Annotated in this window: 10 protein-coding genes and 1 pseudogene; 2 read left to right on the top strand and 9 right to left on the bottom strand. The window is 73.8% G+C overall.

Annotated features, from left to right (window positions below):
* Positions 1–18: 18 nt before the first annotated feature.
* From HWX31_RS14810 to HWX31_RS14795, 4 genes and pseudogenes are all read right to left on the bottom strand, one after another.
* Complete coding sequence (locus tag HWX31_RS14810; protein ID WP_174966057.1) at positions 19–1,386, bottom strand: lysine N(6)-hydroxylase/L-ornithine N(5)-oxygenase family protein; 1,368 nt, start codon at positions 1,384–1,386, stop codon at positions 19–21.
* A gap of 32 nt (positions 1,387–1,418) precedes the next feature.
* Positions 1,419–1,775 (bottom strand): annotated as a pseudogene (locus tag HWX31_RS14805) (GNAT family N-acetyltransferase); the annotation flags it as partial.
* A 73-nt stretch (positions 1,776–1,848) separates the two neighbouring features.
* On the bottom strand, positions 1,849–6,825 hold the full coding sequence (locus HWX31_RS14800) for a non-ribosomal peptide synthetase (protein WP_175933936.1): 4,977 nt from the start codon (positions 6,823–6,825) through the stop codon (positions 1,849–1,851).
* Positions 6,826–6,834: 9 nt separating this feature from the next.
* Entirely contained in the window at positions 6,835–16,506 is a 9,672-nt protein-coding gene (locus HWX31_RS14795) for a non-ribosomal peptide synthetase (protein ID WP_175933935.1), read from the bottom strand.
* Between the two features lie 230 nt (positions 16,507–16,736).
* Here HWX31_RS14795 and HWX31_RS14790 point away from each other — a divergent pair, with 230 nt between their 5' ends.
* Complete coding sequence (locus HWX31_RS14790) at positions 16,737–18,497, top strand: cyclic peptide export ABC transporter (protein ID WP_174965522.1); 1,761 nt, start codon at positions 16,737–16,739, stop codon at positions 18,495–18,497.
* A gap of 217 nt (positions 18,498–18,714) precedes the next feature.
* Positions 18,715–19,134, top strand: a complete 420-nt coding sequence (locus HWX31_RS14785; protein WP_174965523.1) for a bleomycin resistance protein — start codon at positions 18,715–18,717, stop codon at positions 19,132–19,134.
* 81 nt (positions 19,135–19,215) lie between these two features.
* On the opposite strand, the gene HWX31_RS14780 is transcribed toward HWX31_RS14785, so the two are convergent.
* The 5 genes from HWX31_RS14780 to HWX31_RS14760 are packed head-to-tail and all read right to left on the bottom strand — an operon-like array spanning position 19,216 to position 24,986.
* A complete protein-coding gene (locus tag HWX31_RS14780; RefSeq protein ID WP_174965543.1) occupies positions 19,216–20,241 on the bottom strand; it encodes an ABC transporter substrate-binding protein in 1,026 nt (341 codons plus the stop codon).
* Positions 20,238–21,041: a siderophore-iron reductase FhuF gene (gene fhuF / locus HWX31_RS14775; protein ID WP_174965524.1), complete on the bottom strand. Its 804-nt coding sequence runs from the start codon at positions 21,039–21,041 to the stop codon at positions 20,238–20,240. Before fhuF ends, HWX31_RS14780 begins: the two co-directional genes overlap by 4 nt.
* A complete protein-coding gene (fhuB, locus tag HWX31_RS14770) occupies positions 21,038–23,134 on the bottom strand; it encodes a Fe(3+)-hydroxamate ABC transporter permease FhuB (protein WP_174965525.1) in 2,097 nt (698 codons plus the stop codon). Before fhuB ends, fhuF begins: the two co-directional genes overlap by 4 nt.
* Positions 23,131–23,979 carry an ABC transporter ATP-binding protein gene (locus tag HWX31_RS14765; RefSeq protein WP_174965526.1) on the bottom strand — a complete coding sequence of 283 codons (849 nt, stop codon included), beginning with the start codon at positions 23,977–23,979 and terminating at the stop codon, positions 23,131–23,133. The genes fhuB and HWX31_RS14765 overlap by 4 nt, the downstream gene beginning before the upstream one ends.
* Entirely contained in the window at positions 23,976–24,986 is a 1,011-nt protein-coding gene (locus HWX31_RS14760; RefSeq protein WP_174965527.1) for a TauD/TfdA family dioxygenase, read from the bottom strand. Before HWX31_RS14760 ends, HWX31_RS14765 begins: the two co-directional genes overlap by 4 nt.
* Positions 24,987–24,993: the final 7 nt, after the last annotated feature.

Here is a 24,993-nt window from a genome sequence, read left to right as displayed (position 1 = left end):
CTCCCGGCCGCCTTTTTGTCAAAGCGCTTCGGCCAGCCGGCCGGCGCTCACCCCGATTTCATGTCGTGTCTGTGGCGGCCGGACGTCGTCGTCCGGCTGCGCGCTCCCGCTTTCGAGCGACGCGCAGATTTCGTCCGCGCGGCGCGCGAGCACCGACAGCAGCGTGTCGGACAAGCCGTGGCTGCCTTCGCAATAGCCCTGCAGATAGATGCGCGGCGCGAAGTGCTCCGGCGTGTCGAGCCGGTAGTCGCGCGTCACGTCGCCGCGCGCGAGCGCGTCGCCCAGATGCGGCGCGAGCCCGTCGAGCAGCGCCGAATGCGTGTCGCGCCGATAGCCGGTCGCGAGCACGAGGCCGTCGAAGCGCTCGGTGTGCGTGTCGCCGCTCAGGCGGTCGCGCAGCGTCAGCTCGATCTGGCCCGTCGCGGTGCGCGTGGCGGCCTCGATCGCGCGGTTCGCGAGCAGCGCGTGGCGCGGCGCGCCGTCGACGCGCTGCAGGTACAGCATTTCGTAGATCTGCTCGATCAGCGGCCGGTCGACCACCGCGTAGTTCGTGTCGCGGTAGCGTTCGAGCAGCGCGCGGCGCGCGTCCTGCGGCTGCGCGTAGACGACGTCGGTGAACGCCGGGCTGAAGATCTCGTTGACGAACGGGCTGTCGTCGGCCGGCTTCAGCGCGCCTGCGCGCATCACGAGGCTCGCGTCGACGTGCGGGAAGCGCCGCGCGAGGTCGATGAACACCTCGGCCGCGCTCTGGCCCGCGCCGATCACCGCGATGCGGCGGCGCTCGCCGTCCGCCGCGCCCGCGAGCCGGCCGATGTCGCTCAGGTACGTCGACGAATGGATCACGCGGTCCTGGCCGAGCGCGGCGAACGCGTCGGGGATCGCCGGCGCGCCGCCGACGCCGACCGACAGCGCGCGCGTGACGCGCTGGCGCTCGTGTCCGGCGGCGTCGCGCGACAGCACGCGCAGCGCGTCGACGCGCGCGCCGCTGCCCCGCACCGGCTCGATGCCGGTCACGGTCTCGCCGTAATGCACGTGCTCGTCGAACGCGTCGGCCACCCAGCTCAGGTAGTCGTGAAACTCGACGCGGGTCGGATAGAAGTTCTTCAGGTTGATGAACTCGTTCAGCCGGCCGCGCTGGAACAGGTAGTTGATGAACGTGTAGCGGCTCGTCGGGTCGCGCATCGTGACCAGATCCTTCAGAAACGAGATCTGCATCCGGCAGTCGTCGAGCAGCATGCCGCGATGCCAGCCGAACGCCGGCTGCCGCTCGACGAAGCAATGCGCGAGCGCGCGCGTGCCGCTGCGCTCCGCGAGCCGCACGGCAAGCGCCAGGTTCGACGGCCCGAAGCCGACGCCGATCAGGTCGAATACGGTTTCTCTCTGCATGTCTCAGCTCCCTTGTCGGTGAAACCGGCGCGTCAGACGTGACGGCCGGCAAAGAACGCCTCGCGCGGCGTGCGCATCCGCAGCGGCTGCGCGGCGGCCTGCGTCAGCCGGCGCTGCCGCGCGAAACCGTGGCGCGCGAGGTGGTCGACGACGCGCGCCTGGCCGGCCGGCACGGCACAGCCGACCGCCTCGGTGCGCGGATCGTCGAGAAACAGGTCATGGACGACCGACGGCAGCCGGCCGGCGACGCGGTGCGGGCCGCGCCAGCGCGGCGCGCCGACCGGTATCCGCAGCCCGCGGTCGGGGTCGTGGTCGCGCGGCGCGACGTGCGGCGCCGGCGCGTTTTCCTTCAGCCAGAACGCGTCGAAGTACGCGAGCGATTCGTCGTCGCACACGGCGTGCAGATTGTTCGCCAACGCGAGACGGAACGTGTCGATCGGGGTCAGCCCGTCCGGACGCACTTCAGCCGGCATGGCGCACCTCCGTGCCCTCATTCGCCGGTGCATCGAGTCGCGCGCCGAGCGCGGCGAGCGTCGGCGCAGCGAACACGTCTGCCACCGTCAGCGCGTGACCGGCGCGGCACGCGGCGTCGACGAAGCGCACCACGTCGAACGACGTCGCGCCGGCTTCGAACAGATCCGCGTCCGCCGCAGGTGCGGCCGAAGCGAACGTGTCGGACCACAGTGCCGCGAGCGCGGCGGCAGTCCGAGAGGCGGAAACCGGCGTCGGCGCGCGGGCCCCGGCACGCGCCGCTTCGGTGGCGGACAGCACGTCAGGGCCGCCGAGCACCATTCCGCCCGCCACGGCGAAGCGCTCGACCTCGTCGCGGTACGTATCGACGAGCGCGTCGACGAAACGACCGTCGAGCAGCTCGTTCGCATACGAGAACGCCGCGCTCACGCGGCCGTCCGGATGCTCGACGACGTCGAGCTCGAGCGTGAACACCACGCGATGCCGCACGTCGTCGAATCCGGCGAGCGACAGGCCCGCCCAGTCGCGCGCGGCCGCGCCGGTCGGGCGCAGGTAGTTGAACATCACCTGGAACAGCGGATTCGCGGCCGCCGCGCGCGGCGCGCCGAGCGCGGCGACGACGTCCGCGAACGGCACGTCCGCATGCGCATAGGCGGCCAGCGCCGCGTCGCGCACGCGGGCCAGCACGTCCGCGCGGCGGTCGGCCGCGTCGAGGCGCGTGCGCACGACCACCGCGTTGATGAACAGGCCGAGCGCGTCGCGCGCGGCGTCGCCGGTCAGCTCGCGCGTTGACGCGAGCACGCCGACCGGCTGGTCGGCCGCGCCCGTCGCGCGGAACAGCGCGGCGTTGAGCGCCGCGTGCAGCAGCATCGGCAGCGTCGCATGCGCGGCGGACGCGGCGTCGCGCGCGGCGCGGATCAGCGTCGCATCGAATTCGAACGCGGTGCGCGTCGCACTCCATTGCGGAACGGCAGGTGCGTCGGCGCGCTCGGGCAGCACGCGCCGCGGCAGGTTTGACAGCGCGTCGCGCCAGTATGCGACCCGCGCGGGCGCGCCGGGCGCCGGCAGCACGAACGGCGCGTCGGCCGGCGCTGTGACGTCGCCGCCTCGCACGCGTGCGACATAGCGCTGCCGGATCGCATCGAGCCACAGCTCGATCGATTCGCCATCCGACACGATGTGATGGATCGCGATCGACAGCACATGATCGTCGGCGCCGAGCCTCAGCACACGCGCACGCCACAGCGGCATGGCAGCGCCGAGGTCGAACGGCGTCAGCGCATCGTCGTCGGTCAGCGCTGCCGCGCGCGCAAGCGCGTCGGGCGAAGCGGACAGATCGACGACCGGCAGCGCGACCGGCGCCGGCGCATCGATCCGCTGTCCGGGCAGCGCGCCGTCGCGCGCGACGAGCCGCGTGCGCAGCGCCGGATGGGCCGCCGCCGCGTCCGCGATCGCGGCGCGCAGCGCATCGGCGTCGAGCGGGCCGCGCATGCGCAGCGCGACCGGAATGACGTAGGCGGCGCTGTCCGGCTGCGCGCGCCACAGGAACCACAGGCCGAGCTGCGCCGGCGACAGCGGCCACACGCCGTGCGCGTCGGGCCGCAGCGCCGCCGCGCCGGGCGCGCGCGCGCCGTCGTGCGCCGCGCGCGGCGCATCTGCGACCTGCCGCGCATACTGCGCGAGCACCGGCGCCTCGAACAGCGCGCGCACCGGCACGTCGCGGCCGAGCCGCTCGGCGACGCGCGTCGCGACCCGCACCGCGGCGAGCGAATGGCCGCCGAGCTCGAAGAAGTGGTCGCCGCGGCCGACCCGCGCGACGTTCAGCACGTCCTGCCAGATCGCCGCGAGCGCGGCTTCGTCGCCGTCGCGCGGCGCTTCGTACGTGCGCTCGACGCGAACCGGCGCGGGCAGCCGCGCACGGTCGACCTTGCTGTTCGCGTTGCGCGGCAGCGCGTCGAGCACGATGATCTGCGCGGGCACCATGTAGTCCGGCAGCGTGCGGCGCAGATGCGCGTCGAGCGTCGCCGCATCGACCGGCTGCGCGGCTGCGCGCGCGTCGTCGGTCAGCTCGACATAGGCGACCAGTTGCGCGTCGCCGCGCTGCCCGTGCACGACCGCGCAGGCTTCGCGCACCGCGTCGTGCGCGGCGAGCTGCGCCTCGATCTCGCCGAGCTCGATCCGCAGCCCGCGCAGCTTCACCTGGTGATCGACGCGGCCGATGAAGTCGAACACGCCGTCCGCGCGGCGCCGCACGAGGTCGCCGGTCCGGTACAGGCGCGCGCCGGGCGCGCCGTACGGATCGGGCACGAAGCGCTCGGCGGTCAGCGCCGGCCGGTCGAGATAGCCGCGCGCGACGCCGATCCCCTCGCCGCCGAGATACAGCTCGCCGATCACGCCGACCGGCAGCGGATGCAGGCGCGCGTCGAGCACGTGCGCGGTGCGCGCGCCGACCAGCGTGCCGATCGGCAGATACGCGGCGTCGCCGAGCTTCGCGAGGTCGTCGCCCGGGCGGAACATCCACAGCGTCGGCGTGATGACCGTCTCGGTCGGGCCATAGCCGTTGACCACGCGCACGTTCGGCAGCGCGCGGCGCAGCATCGCGAACGCCTCGCGCGACGTCGCCTCGCCGCCCACCGTCAGCGAGCGCAGCGTCGGCGGCGCGCCGTGCGCGAGCGCCCATTCGGCGAGCTGCGCGGCGCAGCCGGGCGGCACGTAGGTCATCGTCACGCCGTCGCGAACCATCATCGCGCAGGTCTGCGCGGGCGGCCACAGCACGTCGGCCGTCACCGACACGGCCGCGCCCGACATGTATTGCGAAAACCAGCCTTCGTGCGCGCCGTCGAAGTTGACCGACTGGAACAGCAGGAACACGTCGTCCTCGCCCGCGCCGTAGCGTTCCGCGATCGCCGCGCAGTGCCGCGCGAACGACGCGTGGTCGACGATCACGCCCTTCGGCGCGCCGGTCGAGCCCGACGTGTAGATCGCATACGCCGCATGGCCCGGCAGCACGTCCGGCAGCGCGACGTGCGCCAGATCATCGAGCATGTCGAGCGCATCCGCGCGCCACACGCGCAGCGACGGCAAGTCGGGAAGCGCGGCTGCGCTGTGCGCATCGGTCAGCACGTGTTCGATGCGCGCATCGCCGACGATCTGCGCAAGCCGCTCGCGCGGATGCGCGGGATCGAGCGGCACGAATGCCGCGCCGGACTTCAGCACCGCGATCAGCGCGACGAGCAGGTCGACCGAGCGCTGCAGCGCGACGCCGACGCGCATTTCCGGGCGCACGCCGGCCGCGACCAGCTGGCGTGCGAGCCGCGCCGCGCGCGCATCGACCTCGCCGCGCGTCAGTGCGCGATCGATGTCGGCCACGCCGCGCGCATCGGGCCGCGCCTGTGCATGCGCGGCGATCCGTGCATGCACGGGAATGAACGGTTCGTCGTCGCCGGCAGCCGGCGACGCATTCCACGCGAACAGCTGCGCGCGCTCCGCTTCCGGCAGCCAGTCGAGATCGCCGACGGGTACGTCGGGCCGCGCCAGCGCATCGGTCAGCAGCGTGACGAAGCGCTGCGCCAGCCGCGCGATCGCATCGGCGTCGAACAGGTCCAGCGCATAGACGAACGCGGCGTCGAACGTGCCGGACGGCGTCGCCTCGACGCCGAGCGTCAGGTCGAATTTCGCGGACGGCGTGCCGGACGGCAGCACGGCCACTTCCACCGCGTTGCCGGGCGCGCCGAGCGGCGGCAGCGCGCGGCGCTCGCCGTAGGCGGCCATCACCTGGAACAGCGGATGGTGGCTCGCGCTGCGCGGCACGCCGAGCGCGTCGACCACCTGCTCGAACGGCACGTCCTGGTGCATCTGCGCGTCGACGAGCGCGCGCTGCGTGCGCGCGACGAGCGCCGCGAAGCCGTCGCCCGGCGTCACGTCGACGTCGATCGCGAGCGTGTTGACGAAGAACCCGATCAGCCCGGCCGTTTCCGCGCGCTCGCGGTTCGCGGCCGGCACGCCGACGCAGATTCGCGCGTCGCCGCTCGCGCGCGCGAGCAGCGCGTCGAGCGCGGCGAGCAGCACCGCGAACGGCGTGGCGCCCGAGGCCGCGGCGAACGCGCGCAGCCGTGCGGCGAGCGGCGCGTCGAGCGAGAACACGTGGCGCGCGCCGCGCGCGCTGCGGCGGGCCGGCCGCGCGGCGGCGCCGGGCAGCGCCGGCACGCCGCGCTGCGGGTCGAGCCGTTCGCGCCAGAACGCGAGCTGCCGGTCGCGCTCGCCGGCGTCGAGCCAGCGGCGCTGCCACAGCGCGTAGTCCGCGTACTGGATCGGCAGCGGCGCGAGCGGCACCGGCGTGTCGGTCGCGTACGCGCGATAGAACGCCGCGAGCTCGTCGAGCATCACGCCCGACGACCAGCCGTCCGACACGATGTGATGCACGGTCAGCGCGAGCCGGTGATGGGTCGCGTCGAGCCGGATCAGATGCGCGCGCACCAGCGGCGCGACGCCGAGGTCGAATGCTTGCGCCTCGTCCGCCGCCGCGACTTCGTCGGCGCGCGCGCCGCGCTGCGGCTCGGCGAGCGACGACAGGTCCGTTTCGCGCCACGGGCAGCGCAGCGGCGGATGGATCGTCTGCATGACGCCGTCGGCGGCTTCGTCGAAGGTCGTGCGCAGCGCCTCGTGGCGCGCGATCAGCGCGTCGCACGCGAGCCGCAGCGCATGCGCGTCGAGCGGGCCCGTCAGCGCGAGCCGCTCGGTGATGTGGTACGCGTCGCTCGCGTCGATCAGCCGCTGATGGAGCCACAGCCGCGTCTGCGCGAACGACGCCGGCACGCGCTCGCCGCGCGGCGTGCGCGGCGGAATCGGCAGCACGCGGAAATCGATGCCGGCCGCGCCGAGCTTGTCGATGAAGACCGCGCGCTGCGCGTCGGGCAGTTGCGCGAAACGCGTCGCGAGCGCCAGCCAGTCGGGTTGAGCCGTCGTCATCCGTCGTCCTTATTGAATTTCCAGTTCGCCGAGCAAGGCGTCGATCGCGCTCGCCGCGTCGGTCGCGCCGCTCGCCGCGCAGGCCGCGTCGAGCGCCTGTGCGCAGCGCGCGAGCGTGCGGGTGTCGAACAGCATGCGCAGCGGCAGTGCCAGGCCCCAGTGCAGGTTCGCCTGCGCATGGGCCTGCGTCGCGAGCAGCGAATGGCCGCCGAGCAGGAAGAAGTCGTCGTCGCGGCCGATCGCGTCGACGCGCAGCACGCGCTGCCAGATCGCCGCGAGCGCGCGCTCCGTATCGGTCGCGAGCTCGGCCGTGGCCGCCGCGTCGCGCACCGGCGCCGGCAGCGCATGGCGGTCGCACTTGCCGTTCGGCGTGACGGGCAGCGCGTCGAGCGCGATCAGCTGCGACGGCACCATGTAGGCCGGCAACTGCGCGCGCAGCGCGTCGACGAGCGCGGCCGGGTCGAGCGCGCCTGCATCGCCGCGCGCGACGTAGCCGATCAGCTGCTCGTCGCGCACCACCACGACCGCGTCGTGCACGCCCGGCGCCGCGCGCAGCAGCGCCTCGATCTCGCCCGGCTCGATCCGCTGGCCGCGCAGCTTCACCTGCGCGTCGATGCGGCCGAGATAGTCGAGCGCCCCGTCGTCGCGGCGCCGCGCCAGATCGCCGGTGCGGTACATGCGCGCGCCCGCCACGAACGGATCGGGCACGAAGCGCTCGGCCGTCAGCCCCGGCCGGCCGAGATAGCCGCGCGCGAGGCCCGCGCCGGCCAGGTACAGCTCGCCGGTCGCGCCGGCCGGCACCGGCTGCCATGCGGCGTCGAGCACGTGCAGCTGCAGGTTCGCGATCGGCTGGCCGATCGGCACCGCGTGCGCGTGCGCATCGGCCGGGCCGCAGGTCCAGTGCGACACGTCGATCGCCGCCTCGGTCGGCCCGTACAGGTTGACGAGCGTCGCGCGCGGCAACAGGCGCGCGACCTTCGCGACCAGTTCGGGCGCAAGCGCCTCGCCGCTCGCGACGATCAGCCGCACGCTGCCGCATTGCGCGGCCGCGCCGAAATCGTCGAGATGCGCGGCGAACGCGGCCAGCATCGACGGCACGAAATGCAGCACCGTCACGCGGTGCGCGTGGATCGCGGCGGCAAGGCGCGCCGGGTCGCGATGGTCGCCGGGCGCGGCGATCGCGAGCTTCGCGCCCTGCGACAGCGGCCAGACGAACTCCCACACCGACACGTCGAAGCCGAACGGCGTCTTGTGCAGCACGACGTCGTCGCGCGTGAGCCGGTATGCGTGCTGCATCCACGCGATCCGGTTCGCGAGCGCGCCGTGCGTGTTGCCCGCGCCCTTCGGCTTGCCGGTCGAGCCGGACGTGTAGATCAGGTACGCGAGCTGCGCATCGGCGACCGCGACCGGCCCGGCCGGGTCCGGTGCGAGGTCCTGCGCGAGCAGGTCCGCCACCGTCAGCAACTGCGTGCCGGCGGTGTCGCCGAGCGCGGCTTCGACCTGCGCGCGCAGGTGCGGCTGCGTCAGCACGACCGCGGGCCGCGCATCGCGCAGCAGGTACGCGATGCGCTCGGCCGGATAGTCGGGATCGACCGGCAGATACGCCGCGCCGGCCTTCAGCACGCCGACGAGCGCGCTCACCATGTCGAACGAGCGCTCGACGCACAACGCGACCGGCGTGTCGGGCCGCACGCCCTGCCGGCGCAACGCGGCGGCGACCCGCGACGTGCACGCGTCGAGCTCGGCGTAGGTCATCCGGTGCAGGCTGCCGTGCGCGTCCGCGTATTCGAGCGCGACTGCGCCGGGCGTCGCGCGGGCCGCCGCTTCGAATTGCGCGTGCAGCGGCAGTTGCTGATGCGCCGACCACGCGCGGGCGGTCGCGTCGCGCCGGGCGAGCGCGTCGCGCGCCGCGTCGTCGCCGATCGACAGCGCGCCGAGCAGCGCATCGGGCATGCTCGCCAGCGCGTCGAGCGCGCACGCGAACGCGCGATGCCAGGTCTCGACCTGCAGCGCGTCGATGCGTGCGGTGTCGTAGCCGTAGTCGATCGTCAGTTCCGCGCCGCTCTCGATCACCAGCGTCAGCGCGAAATCGGTCGCCTCGATGCTGCGCACGTCGCGCAGCGCGAGCGCGCGCGGGTCCGCGTCGTGCGCGGTGTCGTCGACCGGATAGTTCTCGAACACGACCAGCGTGTCGAACAGCGCGCCGCCGGCGCCGCGCGCCCAGCGCTGGATGTCGGCGAGCGGCGCATGCGCGTGCTCGGCCGCTGCCGCGTTGTCGCGCTGCAGCGCCTGCAGCCAGTCGGCCGCGCGCTGCTGCGGCGCGGGCGCGGTGATCACCGGCACCGTGTTGATGAACAGGCCGAGCACCGCGTCGACGTCCGACAGCGCGTCCGGACGGCCCGCGACGGTCGCGCCGAACGCGACCGCCGGCTGGTGCGTCATCCGCTGCAGCGCGAGCGCCCACGCGCCCTGCACCAGCGTGTTGACGGTCAGCTTCAGCGCGCGCGCCGTTTGCATGACGTGTGCGAATGCATCCGCATCGATGCGCGCGCGCCACGTGCGCATCGCCGCGTCCGCACGGTCGGCGGTGCGCTCGGCGATCAGCGTCGGCGCGTCGAGCCGCGCGAGGCGTCCGGTCCAGAAGCGTTCGTCCGCGTCGCGGTCGCGCGCGCCGAGCCACGCGATGAAGTCGCGGTAGCGCAGCGCCGGGCGGCTCGCGAACGGCGACACGGCGTCCGGGTCGCGGTAGTCGCGCAGCACGTCGGCGAGCAGCCGCGCGGTGCTCCAGCCGTCGAGCAGCACGTGATGGCGGGTCCATACGATGCGCCACGCGTCGTCCGTCACGCAGATCAGCGTGAGCCGCATCAGCGGCGGCTGGTTCCAGTCGAAGCCGCGCGCGCGGTCGGCCGCGAGCCACGCGTCGAAGTCGGCGTCGAGCGTCGCGCCGCGCGTGCGCCAGTCGAGCTGCTCGACCGGCAGCGCCGCCTGCCGGTGCACGCGCTGCAGCGGCGCCGCTTCGTCCGGCATGATGCTGGTGCGCAGGATGTCGTGCCGCGCGATCGAGGCGTCGAACGCGGCCGCGAGCCGGTCGGCGTCGAGCGCCGTCGCGGTCGCGACGAGCTGGTTCACGTAGCTCGCATGGCCCGGCGCGAACAGCGCGTGGAACAGGATGCCCTGCTGCATCGGCGACAACGGATACACGTCATCGATCGTGCGCCAGTCGAGCGGCGCGCGCTCGATCGCCGCCTGCGTGAGGCCCGCGCCCCGCGCAAGCGGGAAGTCGCCCGGCGTCGCGCCGCCGCCGCGCTGGGCGATGCGCATCGCGCACGCATCGACGAGCGCACGCAGCGCCGCCGCGAACCGCGCGGCGAACGCGTCGATCGTCGCGCGCTCGAACTGCGGCGCGCCGTACACCCAGTGCAGCTTCAGCGTGCGCACGCCATCGCGGTCCTCGTCGAGATACGCGTGGATCGCGAGCGCGTTGCCGAGCGGCCCCTGCGGATCGCGCTCGACGCCGGCGCCGCCGAAGCGCGGCACGAGCGTCGCGTCGCGCGGCGCGTCGAACTGGCCGAGATAGTTGAAGGTCACGCGCGGACGCGGCACCGCGGCCAGCGCCGCGCGCGTCGCCGCATCGCCGTAGTGCGCGAGCACGCCGAAGCCGAGCCCCTTGTGCGGCACCGCGCGCAGCGCATCCTTGACCGCGCACAGCGTGTCGCGCGGGCTCGCCGCGACCGGCAGCGAAACCGGGTAATGGCTCGTCAGCCAGCCGATCGTGCGGCTCGCATCCGCATCGTCGAACAGCGCCTCGCGGCCGTGCCCTTCCAGTTCGACGCGGCACGACGCCGCGTCGCGCCCGTCGGTCAGCGCCATGGCAAGCGCGGCGGCGAGCAGCTCGATCGTCTGCGTGCGGTACGCGGCGTGCGCGTCGGCGAGCGCCGCGCGGGTCAGCGCGGCGTCGATCGTCTGCACGACGACGGCCGCGTCCGCGTTGGTCGCCGGCGCGTCCGGATGGTCGGGCGCGACGTCGTCGCCGTGCGCCATCCCGGTCCAGTACGCGGTCTCGTTCGCGAACGGCGAGCCCGGATCGGTCGCCGCGCGCGCGAGCCGCGCGGCCCACGCGTCGGCGCACAGGCCCTGCAGCGCGAGCCGGATCGGCCGTTGCTCGCAGGCGGCGCGGTACGCGGTGTCGAGATCGTCGAGCAGGATTCGCCACGACACGCCGTCGACGATCGCGTGGTGGATCGCGACGAACAGCCGCGTCGCGCCGTCCGGCAGCCGCGCCGCGCACGCGCAGGCGAGCGGCCCGCGGCCGAGATCGAGCCGGCGCTGCAGCGCATCGAAGCGCGCGAGCGCGTCGGCGTCGTCGCGCGCGGCGACTTCGACGAACGGCAGCGCGTCGTACGGGCGCTGCACGTCGTCGGCCTGCCACGCGCCATGCGCGCCGCGCGTGAAGCGCCGGCGGAACGCTTCGTGATGCGTGAGCAGCGCGTCGAACGCGCGCGCGAACGCGGCGGGGTCGAACGACCCGCGCACGTCGAACGCGACCGCCTGGTTCCAGTGGCCCGGATGCGGCACGTCGAGCGCGAAGAAGCGCTGCTGCGCGGGCGTCAGCACGCGCGCGGCGGCCGCCGTCGTCGCAGCCTGCGCGACCGGCGTGGGTTGCGCCACGTCTTCCGTCTTCGCGACGCGCGCCAGCTCGGCGAGCGTCGGGCCGTCGAACAGCTGCTTCGGCGTGAAGCGCACGCCGCGCTTGCGCGCGCGGGCGATCACCTGCAGCACGAGGATCGAGTCGCCGCCGAGTTCGAAGAAGTTGTCGTCGCGGCCGACGCGCGGCGCTTTCAGCACCGCCTGCCAGATTTCCGCGAGCGTCGTCTCGACCGCGCCTTGCGGCGCATCGCCCTGCACGCTCGCGGCAGGCACGGCGGCCAGCACGCGCAGCGCCGCGCGATCGACCTTGCCGTTCGCCGTCACCGGCAGACGCGGCAGCGCGACGATCTGCGCCGGCACCATGTAGTCCGGCAGCGCCGCCGCGAGCCGCGCACGCAGCGCGGCCTCGTCGAACGCCGCGCCGTCGCGCGCGACGACGAACGCGGCGAGCCGCAGGCGGCCGTCGTGCTCGACCGCCAGCGTTTCCGCCTGCGCGATGCCGTCGGCCGCGCGCACGGCCGCGCTCACCTCGCCCGGCTCGACGCGATAGCCGCGGATCTTGACCTGGTCGTCGATCCGCCCGAGGAAATCGATGCGGCCGTCCGTGCGCAGCCGCACGCGGTCGCCGGTGCGGTACACGCGCGCGCCCGGCGTGAACGGATCGGGCAGGAAGCGCTCGGCGGTCGCCGCCGGCCGGCCCCAGTAGCCGCGCGCGACGCCCGGCCCGCCGAGGTACAGCTCGCCGGTCGCGCCCGCCGGCACGCACGCGCCGAACGCATCGAGCACGATCGCGCGCGCGTTCGGCAGCGGCCCGCCAAGCGGCACGCCGCGCGCCCCGTCGTGCACATCGGCGGCCATCGACGCCGTGTCGCACGCGAGCGCGCCGACGGTCGCCTCGGTCGGGCCGTAGTGATTGATCACCCGGCACGCGGGCTTGAGCGCGGCGATGCGCGCGACCAGCCCCCACGTGAGCGTTTCGCCGCCCGTCACGAGCGCATGGCTCGGCAGCACGTCGGCCGGCGCGCGGGCTTCGAGCAGCGCCTGCAGATGGCTCGGCACGATCTTCAGCACGCCGACGTCGCGGCGGCGCATCTCGTCGGCGAACGCGTCCGGATCGAACGCGCACGACGCCGGCAGCAGATGCAGCGTGCGGCCCGCGCTCAGCGCGCCGAACAGCGTCGTATGGCCGAGATCGGCCGCGACCGTCGACACCATCGCGAACGATGCGTCCGGCGCGAACGCGAGCTCGTCGAGCATGCCCTGCACGTAGTCGGCGAGCGCGCGGTGCGATACGACGACGCCCTTCGGCGTGCCGGTCGAGCCGGACGTATAGATCAGGTACGCGCCCTGGTCCGGGTGCGGCGCGATGCGCGCGGCGCCCGCCTGGGCGAGCGTCGCGTCGGCCGCGAGCGCGTCGACGTCGAGCGCCTGCGTGAGCGTGCCGGCCGGCCACGCGGCGTCGCCGGCGACGAGCGCCGAGCGCGCGCGGCAATCGGCGGCGGCCGCCGCGAGCCGCTCGGCCGGCTGCGCCGGATCGAGCAGCACGGCCAGCGCGCCTGCCTTCAGCGCGCCGAGCAGGCCGACGACGAAGCGCGCCGAGCGCTCGATGCAGACGACGACCGGTTCCTCGGCCGCCGTGCCGCGCAGTTGCAGCGCGCAAGCGACGCGATTGGATGCATCGTCGAGTTCGGCGAACGTCAGCGACGCCGCCGCATCGGCCAGCGCGACGCGATGCGGATAGGCAGCGGCCTGTCGTGCGAACGCCGCGACGATATCCGCGTGTTCGGGTGTGAACACGCGGCCGTCGCGCGGCTGCCGCGCTTCATGTGTGCCATGCGCGCCGTCGCACGGCAGCGCCGTGACCGCGCGCTGCGGATCGCGCGCGGCGGCCGCGACGAGCGCCGCGTAGCTGGCGAGCCACGCGCGCGCGGTGTCGGCGTCGAGGCAGTCGGTCGCATACGCGGCGACCAGTTCGATGCCGCTCGCATCGTCGGTGAAATCGAGCGCGAAATCGAAGCGCGCGGCGAGGTCCGGCCCCGGCGTCGCGACCGCGGTCGCGCCCGGCAGCGCGCTGTCGAGCCGCGCATCGAACTGCTGCGCGAACTTGACGCGCAGCCATTCGTCGCCGCGCCGCACCGGCGGCTTCACCGCGTCGACGACGCGCTCGAACGGCACGTCCTGGTGCGCATACGCATCGAGCGCCGCCGCGCGCACCGCGTCGACCAGCGCGGCGAACGGCTGTGCCGGCGCGACGCGCACGCGCAGCGCGACGGTGTTCAGGAACAGCCCGAGCAGCGCGCGCGTTTCCGGGCGCTGCCGGTGCGCGACCGGCACCGCGACCACCACGTCGGTCGCGCCGGTCAGGCGCGACAGCCACGCGTCGAGCGCGGCCATCAGCACCGTGAAGACCGTCGCGTGCGCATCGCGCGCGAGCCGGCGCACGTCGGCCGCGACCGCATCGGGCAGGCGCAGCGACGTGCGCGCGCCGTGCAGCGTGCGCGTCGCGCCCGGCTGCCGGTCGACCGGCAGCGCGAGCGGGCCCGGCGCGTCCTGCAGCGCGGCGCGCCAGTAGTTCAATTGCCGCTCGCCCTCGCCGCCTGCGAGCATGTCGCGCTGCCAGTCCGCATAGTCCGCGTACTGGATCGGCAGCGCGGGCAGCGCCGGCGCGACGCCGTTCGCATACGCGCAATAGGCCGCCGTCAGCTCGTCGAACGCGCAGCGCGAGCTCCAGCCGTCGGTGATCGCGTGATGGGCGGTCAGCAGCAGCCGGTGGCGGCTGTCGGCGAGCGCGATGAGCGTCGCGCGCACGAGCGGGCCTTCGGCGAGGTCGAACGGCGCGCCGGCGTCGCGCTCGGCGAGGATCGCCGCCTGCGCGTCGCGGCCGGCCGGCGGCAGGCCGCGCAGGTCGACTTCGGCGATCGCCACCGGCAGGCGCGCGTGGATCCGCTGCATCACGACGCCGTCGTCGTTTTCGACGAGCGTCGTGCGCCACGCGTCGTGCCGGCCGATCACGTGATCGAGCGCGCGCTGCAGCGCGGCGCGGTCGAGCGCGCCGTCGATCGTCCAGTGCGCGGCGATGTGATAGGCCGAACTCGCGTCGCGCGTCTGCGCGAGCACCCAGAAGCGCTGCTGCGCCAGCGACGCCGCGCGCTCCGCATACGGTGCGCCGGCCGGCGCGCCGGCGCGCGCCGCGATCGCGACGAGCGGTGCGCCGGTTTCGCGCTCCGCGCGGTCGATCGCGTCGGCCAATGCGGCGAGCGCCGGGTCCGCGAACAGCATGTCGAGCCGCAGGTTGACGCGCCATTCGGCACGAATTGCAGCCTGCAGCTGCATCGCCGCGAGCGAATCGCCGCCCAGCGCGAGGAACCGGTCGTCGCGCGACGGCGGCGCGTCGAGGCCGAGCAGCGTCTGCCAGATTTCAGCGGTGCGCCGCTCGGTGTCCGTGCGCGGCGCGTCGCCGGCTGCGCGGCCCGCGCTGTCCGCACGGTCCGCGGCGATCCGCTCGCGCAGCGCCGCGCGGTCGAGCTTGCCGTTCAGCGTGTACGGCAGCGCGTCGCAGCGCACGTACCGGTGCGGCTGCCAGGCAGCCGGCAGCTGCGCGGCGACGTGCGCCTTCAGCGCCGCGTCGTCGGCCTCCGTGCGCAGCGCGACGCACGCGACGAGCCGCGTCGGGCCGCCGTCGGTTTCCGCGACCACCGCCGCATCGGCGACGGCCGGATGCGCGCGCAGGCATGCGGCGATTTCCGCCGGCTCGACGCGCACGCCGCGCACCTGCACCTGATCGTCGAGGCGGCCGAGGTAATCGAATGCGCCGTCGTCGCGCACCCGCGCGAGGTCGCCGGTGCGATAGACGCGCGCGCCGGGCGCGCCGTCCGGATCGGGCACGAAGCGCTCGGCGGTCAGCGCCGGGCGGCCGTGATAGCCGCGCGCGAGACAGACGCCGCCGAGCAGCAGCTCGCCCGCCGCGCCATCATCGCCACAGTCGCCACCGTCGACGCGGGCAACCCGCGGACCGATCGGCCGGCCGATCGGCAGCGCCGCGAACGCGTCGTCCGCGGCGAGCGCGGGCGTCTCGCCCGGCTCGACCGGCCACAGCATCGGCGAGATCACCGCTTCGGTCGGCCCGTAGCCGTTGACGAGCCGCACCGCCGGAAAGGTGTCGCGCACGAACTCGAACGCCTGCTGCGGCAGCGCCTCGCCGCCGAACGCGAGCACGCGCAGCGCGGGCGGCACGCCGTCGCGCGCGGCGAGCGCCGCGAACTCGCGCAGGTAGGCAGGCGGAAACGCGGCGACGCTGACCTGCTCGCGCACCATCAGCGCATGCGCGGCGTCCGGCGCGAACGGCTGCGGCGGCGCGACCGCGATGCTCGCGCCGACCGCGAGCGGCGCGAGCCAGCATTCGTGCGCGGCGTCGAAATTGACCGACGCGAAATGCAGCAGCCGGTCGCCGGCCTCGATCGGCAGCGCGGCCGCGAGCGCATCGCAATGCGCAGCGAGCGGCCCGTGCTCGACGACGACCGCCTTCGGCTTGCCGGTCGAGCCCGACGTGTAGATCATGTAGGCGGCCGCGCGCGGATGGACCGGTGCGTCGTCTTCAGCGGCATATGCGTGCGCTGGGTCCGCTGTTTCGGCATCGACGTCCGCGACGTCGAACGCATGCGCGAACGGCGCGCCGAGCGCCGCGCGCCCCGCGGCGTCGACGATGCCGTGGCGCAGGTTCGCGTCGCGCACGATCCAGTCGAGGCGTGCGGCCGGATGGCGCGGATCGAGCGGCACGAACACGCCGCCCGCCTTCAGCACGGCCAGCAGCGCGACGAACAGCTCGCACGAGCGCTCGACGCACACGCCGACCCGCACCTCGGCGCCGACGCCCGCCGCGCGCAGCCGCCGCGCGAGCCGCGACGCGCGCGCATCGAGCGCGCCGCGCGTCAGGCGGATTTCAGTCGGAAAGGAGACGGCGAGCGCGGGCGCGTCGGGCGCGCGGCGCGCCAGCTCGCGGATTCGGTGATGCAACGCAGTCGGGAAACTCGTCATGGGCGTGAAGTCCTTCAGGTCCGGCCGCTACGGCCAACTCACGGCGCCGCGCTGGGCGGCTTCACTGGTGTGACGAACGGCGCGGCCGGTTTTTTACCGTTTTGCGCTCGATCCGCCGATGACTAAATATTTCGGCGGCTCGTTCGTCTATTCGGCAGGAGGCGCACCGCGCGCCGTTCGTTCCCGTTGTTCGTTCTCCGCTGTTCGTTCTCACTTTATTGACGTTGCCGATGACCGCCGCCCACGAGCCCTCTCCGCCGCCCTCCTCCCCGCCTGCCGCCGACGCCGCGCCGCCCGCGCGCCCGGCGGCGCGCCTGATCCTCGCGCTGCTGCGCGAAAGCCGCGCCGCGCTCGCGCTCGCGCTCGTCGCCTGCGTGCTGAACGGCATCGCGAGCGTGCTGCTCGTCGCGACGCTGAACCGCGCGCTCGCGCAGCCGGTCGCCGCCGACGCCGCGCTCGCGTGGCGCTTCGCGCTGTGCGCGGTGATCGCGCTCGTCACGCGGATCGTGTCGGGCGTGCTGTTCGCGCGGCTGTCACAGGACACGATGGCGCGGCTGCGCGCGCATCTCGCGCGCCGCGTCGGCGCGGCCGAGCTGCGCGACGTCGAGCGCATCGGCGCGGCGCCCGTGCAGTCGGTGCTGACCGACGACGCGACCAACGTGTCGATGCTGTTCTTCGCGCTGCCGAATCTGGTGATGCACGGCTCGATCGTGTTCGGCTGCCTCGGCTATCTCGCGTGGCTGTCGTGGCCCGTGTGCCTGCTGGCACTCGCGGCGATCGTCGCGGGCTCGCTCGGCTATCACACCGGCGACCGCCGCGCGATCGCGTCGCTCGAAGCGGCCGGCCGCGCGCAGGACAAGCTGTTCGGCTATCTCGGCGCGCTGTTCTCCGGCGCGAAGGAATTGAAGCTGCACGATGCGCGCGCGCGCCAGTTCGTCGACGGCCAGCTGGGCGCTGCGATCGGCGAAGTGCGCGACCACCGCCGCCGCGCGTTCAGCGCGTATGCGGTCGGCGTCGGCTGGATCATCTTCCTGTTCTATGCGTTCCTCGGCGCGGCCGCGTTCTGGCCGCAGCTCGGCGTGCACGCGGACCCGGGCGCGACGGCCGGCTACGTCGTCGTGTTCCTGTTCATGCTGGTGCCGCTCGACGGCCTGCTGAACAACCTGCCGACCGTCAACGCGGCGCGCGTGTCGCTCGCGCGCATCGAGGACGTGATGGCCGAATTCGGCGCGCTGCGCACCGCGCCTGCCGCGAGCGAGGTGTCCGCAGCAGGGTCCGCCGTCGCGCCCGCCGGCGCGGTCACGCTGCGCGGCGTCACGCATTCGTATTTCCACGAGCGCGACGAGCGCATGTTCAGCATCGGCCCGATCGACCTGACGCTGAAGCCCGGCGAGCTCGTGTTCATCGTCGGCGGCAACGGCAGCGGCAAGACCACGCTCGCGAAGGTGCTCACCGGCCTCTACGAGCCCGAGGAAGGCGCGATCGAGGTCGACGGCCGGCCGGTCGGCTGGCGCGAGCGCGCCGCGTACCGGCAGCGTTTCAGCGCGGTGTTCAACGATTTCCACCTGTTCGATGCGCTGCTCGGCATCGTCGACCCGGACGATCCGGCCCGCGCGCAGGCCGACGCGCGCGCGAACGCGCTGGTCGCCAAGCTCGCGCTCGACCACAAGGTGAAGGTCGTCGACGGCGCGTTCTCGACCCGCGCGCTGTCCACCGGGCAGCGCAAGCGGCTCGCGCTCGTCGTCGCGTATCTGGAGGACCGGCCGTTCTACCTGTTCGACGAATGGGCCGCCGACCAGGACCCGACGTTCAAGGCGGTGTTCTACGAACAGCTGCTGCCCGAGCTGCGCGCGCGCGGCAAGGCGGTGGTCGTGATCACGCACGACGACCGCTACTTCGATCTGGCCGACCGCGTGCTGAAGCTCGACAACGGGCGGATCGTCAGCGATACGACGCCGGCGCGGCAGCGGGTCGATGCGGTGAATGCGTGACGGGCGGACGCCGGCGCGGCGGCTTGCCGCTGCACCGGCAAGCCCGGCTCGACGCGACCGGGTCCACGGGCCAGCGCGACGCGCAGCACGCATGCGAAGGCCGGGACATGGCCGGGTATGATTGGCGACCCTTCGTCGAGGCCGCGACGGCCTGCGCTGAATCTTTCGCTTCCACTGCGCACGACGCGAATCGCTGCATCAATCAAGGAGACCCGCAATGGAATGGGCCGCTCTCGTTCCGGAATTGATCTGCACGGACCTCGTCCGAAGCATGACGTTCTATCGTGACCTGCTTGGCTTCCGGGTTCGCTTCGAGCGTCCCGAGGATCGCTTTGCCTATCTCGACCTCGGGCACGCCCAGCTGATGCTCGAACAGCAGAATCCGGAGAGCTGGTCGACCGGCCCGATGCATTTTCCGCGTGGGCAAGGCATCAATCTGCAGATCGAGGTCGACTCGATCGAACCCATTCACCACCGCTTGCGCGACGCAGGCATCGCGCTGTTCGCCGAGCCGCGGACATCCTGGTATCGCCAGGACGATCTGGAGCACGGCCAGATCGAGATGCTGGTGCAGGACCCCGACGGTTATCTTCTGCGTCTGGTGGAAATCCTGGCCGAGCGGCCGTATCGGGCGTAACCGGCGGTCGGTCTCCCGGGCGTCCGCACGCGCGGCGACAGTGCGAGGTACGAATGCGTCGCGCTGACGCGCTGCCTCACATCAGCGCACCGGCGGCAACGCCAGCAGCGTATCGGTCATCACGTCGGCCAGTTTCAGCGCCGACATCGGGCCGCCGAAGCCCCAGATGTTGCGCTCGATCAGCGCGATCCGTTTTGCCTTGCGCGCAGGCACGTATTGCCAGACCGGCGAATCGAGTTTCGCGTCGAGCGGCACGTCCATCCCGGTCGCGGTCACGAACAGCACCGCCAGGTCGCGCTGCGCGAGCAGGTCCGCGGAGGTCACGTAGAGCGTGCCCTCGCGGGTCGGCTTCTTCGGCCACAGATCGACGCCGAGCGCGCGCGCGAGCCCGGCCGCCGTGCTGTTGCCCGTATATGCCCAGTAGCGGTCGGGCAGCCCGAGATCCTGCAGCAGCGCGACGCGTTCGTGCTGCCTTCCCGCCGCCGCGAGCCGTTTCGCGTTGCGCGCGAGGCCGGCGTCGAGCTGCGCTTCGACCGCTTGCGCACGCGCGCTGCGCCCCGTCACCGCGCCGATCGTGCGGAAGATCTGCCGGGTCCAGTCGAGCTGGGTCACGGGCACGCCGCCTTCGTTCACGTTCGGGCTGAACTGGAACAGGATCGTCGGCGCGATCCGGTCGAGCGCCGCGAAAATCGGCGCATGCCGGAAGCCGACGCCGATGATCAGGTCGGGCTTGACCGCCGCGATCGCCTCGAGCCCCGGCTCCTGCCGCGAACCGACGTCCGTCACGTGCGCGAAGCGCGCATTGTCGTAGCCGAGCCAGCCCGGGTAGAACGCGGTATCGACCATCCCGGCCGGCGTGATGTCGAGCGCCGCGAGCGTTTCCGCAAACATGAATTCGAGCGCGACGACGCGCTGCGGCCGCACCGGCATCGTCGCGCTGGCCTGCGAGACGACCGGATTGCCGGCCAGCGGCATGCCGGCCGGCATGCCGCCGCCCTGCCCGCGCGCAGCATCGCCGGCGGCGGCCCGCGCGGTCGGCGACAAGCCGCACGCGGCGCCGAGCGCGGCGAGCTGCGCAAGCGCCCGCCGCCGGCCAGATGCCGTCAGCGAATCGCGTCCTGCCCGGCCAGCGCCGCGTCGTCCATCGTCAGTAGCAAGGGGCAGCTTCCACACAGTTGCGTTTCTCCAGGGATTTCGTAGCGCAGGCAGCACACGCGGCGCGCGCGGAACGGCGTCGGCAGCAGCGGCGAGCGCGGCACGGCGTCGCGCACCGGCATGCGCAGCGGATTCGATTCGCCGTCGGCGCACGCCGACCGGAACAGCCACACGGCGTCGCGCACGGGGTCGGCCGCGCACGGCTGCGCGCCGCAGACGTCGAGCAGGTAGTCGAGCAGATTGCCCGCGTTGCTCCACAGCACGCGCGGCGTGACGCGGCCCATCTCGGCCAGCAGGTCGATCACCGCGCCGAGATGCGCGACGAGCCCCGCGTAGCGCGGCGCCGGATCGTCGCAGGGCTCGCCGAGCGCGTCGTGCGCGAAGACCAGCCCCGCGGGCATCCCGTCGTCGAGCACGACGAACGTGCGTTCGGGCGCCATGTCGAGCGGCCGGCCGAGCAGCAGCGCGGCGACGACGCCCGCGGGCGCCGCGCGGCCGAAGTAGTACTTGCTCCATTGCGACAGCAGCGCGCGCGCATGCACGGCCGGATCGCCGCCGTAGTGGCGGACCATCGCGTCGAGCAGCGCGTCGCGGTGATCGGGCAGCGCGGTCAGCGGCACGATGCACGCGCCGGATGCACACGCGTCTTCGGGCATGCCGAGCCACACCGCGTCGAGATACGGCGCAAATGCGGCCGGCGCGAACGACGCGAAGCACGTCGCGCGCATGTCGTCGATAGCCGGTGGCGTCATCGCCCCACGCGCCGCGCGCGGCGCGCCTCGACGATCAGCAGGCCGAGCAGGTACGGCGCGCCGATCAGCGCGGTCAGCACGCCGGCCGGCACTTCGCGCGGCGCGACGGCCGTGCGGGCCGCGACGTCCGCGAGCCCGAGGATCAGCGCGCCGCACGCGGCCGCGAGCCACAGGCGCGTGCGATGCCGCCGCGCGCCGAGCATCGTCGCGACGTGCGGCGCCATCAGCCCGATGAAGCCGACCGGCCCGACCGCCGCGACGGCCGCGCACGCGGCGAGCGTCGCGATCACGAGCGCGAGCGGCCGCAGCGCGGCGATCGGCAGGCCGAGCGCGGCCGCCTGGTCGTCGCCGAGCGCGAGCATGTCGAGCGGCTGCGCGAGCCACGCGAACACCGGCACTGCGAGCACGCACCACGGCAGCAGCATCGCGACCTCGCGCCAGCTGCGTCCGTAGGTGCCGCCGACGAGCCACACGACGAAGCGCGCGGGCTGCACGCTTTCCTGCGTGATCAGCCATTGCGCGAGCGTCGTCCACAACGTGCCGATCACGATCCCGGTGAGCGCGACCGCAAGCGGCGCGTAGCGATGACGGTGATTGAGGGCCAGCGTGATCGCCAGCGAGATCCCGCCGCCCGCCAGCGCCGCGCCGGCGAGCATGCCGCCGCCCGCGAGCGGCCAGCGCGTGAGCGCGAACAGCGTGACGAGCGCCGCGCCCTGCGTGACGCCGAGCACTTCCGGGCCCGCCAGCGGATTGCGCACGACGCTCTGCATCGCGACGCCGCTCGCGGCGAGCAGCGCGCCGGCCAGCATCGCGCACAGGAGCCGCGGCAGGCGCAGGTCGATCAGCATCCGCGCAACCGGGTCGGCGCCCGCCAGCGCCGCCTGCCAGCGCGCGGGCGTCAGCCATTCGGGGCCGGCCGACGTGCCCGCGACCAGCACGAGCGCGCCCGCCAGCGCGAACAGCGCGGTGCGCCGCGGCCAGCGCAGCCCGTCGAGCCAGCCGACCAGGCGCGTCGCGCGCCCGGACGCCGCGCGCTCGGGGCCCGCATGCAGCACGCCGGACCACGCCGCGCCGCGGCGGATCAGCGCGAGCATCAGCGGCGTGCCGACGAGCGCGATCGCGACGCCGGTCGACAGCGTCGTGTCGAGGCCCGACACGAGCACCGCGCTGTCGGTCACGAGCACGAGCGCGCCGCCCGCCAGCGCGGACAGCGGCACCAGCGCGGCGAGCCGCGCGGCGCGCGCGCCGCGGATCTGGCGCAGCAGGTTCGGCGCGACGAGGCCGACGTACGACAGCGGCCCCGCGATGCTGACCGCGACGCTCGTGAACGCGACCGCGACGACCGTCGCGGCGAGCCGCGCTGCATCGACGCGCACGCCGGCCGCGGCCGCCGCGTCGTCGCCGAGCGCGAGCGGATCGAGCGGCCGGATCACGAACGGCAGCGCGACGAGCGGCAGCACGAGCCAGCTCGCCGCGAGCTTCAGGCCGGTTGCGCCCGGTTGATAGAGGCTGCCGTTCGCCCACAGCGCGGCGCCCGCGATGTTCTGCTCGAAGAACGCGAGCAGCAGCGTCGACAGCGCGGCGAACAGCAGCATGCAGACGCTGCCCGCGAGCACGAGCCGCAGCGGCGTCGCGCGCCAGCCGCCCGCCGCGAGCATCGCGCACGCGGCGGCGGCCAGCCCGCAGACGAACAGCAGCGGCACCGACGCGACGCCCGCGAGCGCCGGCACGAGCATCGCCGCGAGCAGGCCGAGCTGCGCGCCGCCCGTCACGCCGAGCAGGTCGGGCGACGCGAGCGGATTGCGCGTCGCCGACTGGAACAGCGCGCCGGCGATGCCGAGGCAGCCGCCCGCGACGAGCGCGGCCGCGACGCGCGGCAGGTTCAGGTCGAACAGGAACACGCGCGCGAGCGCGTCGGCGTCGCTGCCGGGCGCGGCGTCCCACCACGCGCGCAGGTCGGGTGCGGCGCGCAGCGCGGCGACGCACGCGATCAGCAGCAGCATGCCGATCGCCAGCGCGCCGGCGCGGTTCGGCTGCGTGACCCTGCCGTCGACGGAAGCCGCCTGGCGCTTGCGCATCGCGAACGTCGTCATACGGCGAGCTTCCGGTCGAAGTCCTCGGCCGACTGCGCCGCAGCGGCGACGGACGGCCCGTACGCCGGCACGCACATCGGCGCGCCCGTCTGCGGATGCGCGAGCTTCAGCATCTCGACGCCGAACGCCGCGCGCAGGCGCGCCGGGTCGAGCATCGCGTCGGGGTCGCCGTGCGCGACGACGCGGCCCGCGCGCATCAGCACGATCTCGTCGCTGTACGCGGCAGCCTGGTTCAGGTCGTGCAGCACCCACACGATCGTCAGCCCGCGCGCGCGGTTCAGCGCGCGCAGCGCGTCGAGGATGTCGAGCTGGTGATGGATGTCGAGATAGGTGGTCGGCTCGTCGAGCAGCACGATCGGCGCCTGCTGCGCGAGCGCCATCGCGATCCACGCGCGCTGCCGCTCGCCGCCGGACAGCGCGCCGACGTCGCGGCCCGCGTCGCCGGCGAGCCCGCTGGTCTCGAGCGCTTCGTCGATCGCGGCGTGGTCGGCGCGCGACAGGCCGCGCAGGAAGCCGCCGTATGCATAGCGCCCGTACGCGACGAGTTCGCGCACGCTCAGGCCGGACGGAATCTGGTTGAACTGCGCGAGCATCGTCAGTTCGCGCGCAAGCGCACGGCGCTTGAACGACGCGAGCGGCGTGCCGTTGACTTCGACGTGGCCCGCCAGCGCCGGCTGCAGGCCCGCGAGCGTGCGCAGCAGCGTGCTTTTTCCGCAGCCGTTCGGGCCGCACAGCGCGGTCACGCGACCGGCCGTGATCGACAGGTCCAGCCCGTCGATCACGACATGGTCGCGATAACCCACCGTCAGCCCCCGCGCGGCAAGCGCGGCGGTACTACGCGTCATCGATCCTCCGTTCGGTCGCGCGGGACCGTATAGCTCTGCGCCATCGCGACGACGACCTTGCGCGGCCCTTCGAACGGGTCGCGTGCGTGCGCGGTCAGCATGTTGTCGAGCATCAGCACGTCGCCGGTCTGCCACGGGAACACGATCCGCTGCCGGTCGAGCACCGCGCGAATCTCGGCGAGCGCGTCGGCTTCGAGCGGCGCGCCGTCGCCGTAGTAGACGTTGCGCGGCACGTTGTCGACCCCGACCGCGTCGACGAGCGCGTCCTGCATCTCCTCGTCGAGCGCGGACAGATGGAACAGGTTCGCCTGGTTGAACCAGACCGGCTCGCCCGTGCGCGGATGCCGCGCGACCGCCTGGCAGCGCTCGCGGGTGCGCAGGAGCGGCTCGCCGTCGTCGTCGGTGCGCCACGCGCAGTCGATGCCGCGCGCCGCGCACATCCGCTCGACCTCGCGCGGATCGTCGGTGCCGAACGCCTGTTGCCACGGCAGGTCGAGCCCCTGCCCGAAATTGCGCACGTACAGCAGCTCGCGCTGCGCGAAACGCGCGACGAGCGCCGGGTCGAGCGCGCGATACACCGCGCGGCTGTCGGCGATCGGCGTCGCGCCGCCCTTCGGCGCCGCGAGCGCGCAGTGGAACCAGATCCGCATCGGCCATTCGCGCGTGTACGACTGCTCGTTGTGCAGCGGGATCGCGCGGTGCGGCGGGTATTCGGTCGACGTATACACCGCGCCTTCGACCTGGCTGCGCGGCGTCGACGCATATTCATAGCCGATCAGCGGATCGCCGAACGCGGCCGCGAACTGCTGGAACGCGTCGATCGACGGCACGTGGAAACCGGTGAACAGCACGCCGCCCGCGCGCTCGAGCGTGTCGGCCGCGATCGCGCGCGCGAGCGGCGCGAGCGTGTCGATCGACATCCCGTCCCCGCCCTTCGGCGACACGACGGTGGGCAGCCCCGGCTCGATCCGCAGGTCGTCGAGCGTCGGCAATGAAAGCAGGGTCATGCAAGGT

Source organism: Burkholderia ubonensis (assembly GCF_902833085.1).
Classification (GTDB): domain Bacteria; phylum Pseudomonadota; class Gammaproteobacteria; order Burkholderiales; family Burkholderiaceae; genus Burkholderia; species Burkholderia ubonensis.
This window is presented reverse-complemented; position numbering and strand designations above follow the sequence as displayed.

Bases quoted from the DNA above. Each gene is read 5' to 3' on its own strand.
- HWX31_RS14800 (WP_175933936.1), bottom strand. From the start codon at position 6,825: ATGACGACGGCTCAACCCGACTGGCTGGCGCTCGCGACGCGTTTCGCG.
- HWX31_RS14765 (WP_174965526.1), bottom strand. From the start codon at position 23,979: ATGACGCGTAGTACCGCCGCGCTTGCCGCGCGGGGGCTGACGGTGGGT.
- HWX31_RS14795 (WP_175933935.1), bottom strand. From the start codon at position 16,506: ATGACGAGTTTCCCGACTGCGTTGCATCACCGAATCCGCGAGCTGGCG.
- fhuB (WP_174965525.1), bottom strand. From the start codon at position 23,134: ATGACGACGTTCGCGATGCGCAAGCGCCAGGCGGCTTCCGTCGACGGC.
- HWX31_RS14785 (WP_174965523.1), top strand. From the start codon at position 18,715: ATGGAATGGGCCGCTCTCGTTCCGGAATTGATCTGCACGGACCTCGTC.
- HWX31_RS14760 (WP_174965527.1), bottom strand. From the start codon at position 24,986: ATGACCCTGCTTTCATTGCCGACGCTCGACGACCTGCGGATCGAGCCG.
- fhuF (WP_174965524.1), bottom strand. From the start codon at position 21,041: ATGACGCCACCGGCTATCGACGACATGCGCGCGACGTGCTTCGCGTCG.
- HWX31_RS14810 (WP_174966057.1), bottom strand. From the start codon at position 1,386: ATGCAGAGAGAAACCGTATTCGACCTGATCGGCGTCGGCTTCGGGCCG.
- HWX31_RS14790 (WP_174965522.1), top strand. From the start codon at position 16,737: ATGACCGCCGCCCACGAGCCCTCTCCGCCGCCCTCCTCCCCGCCTGCC.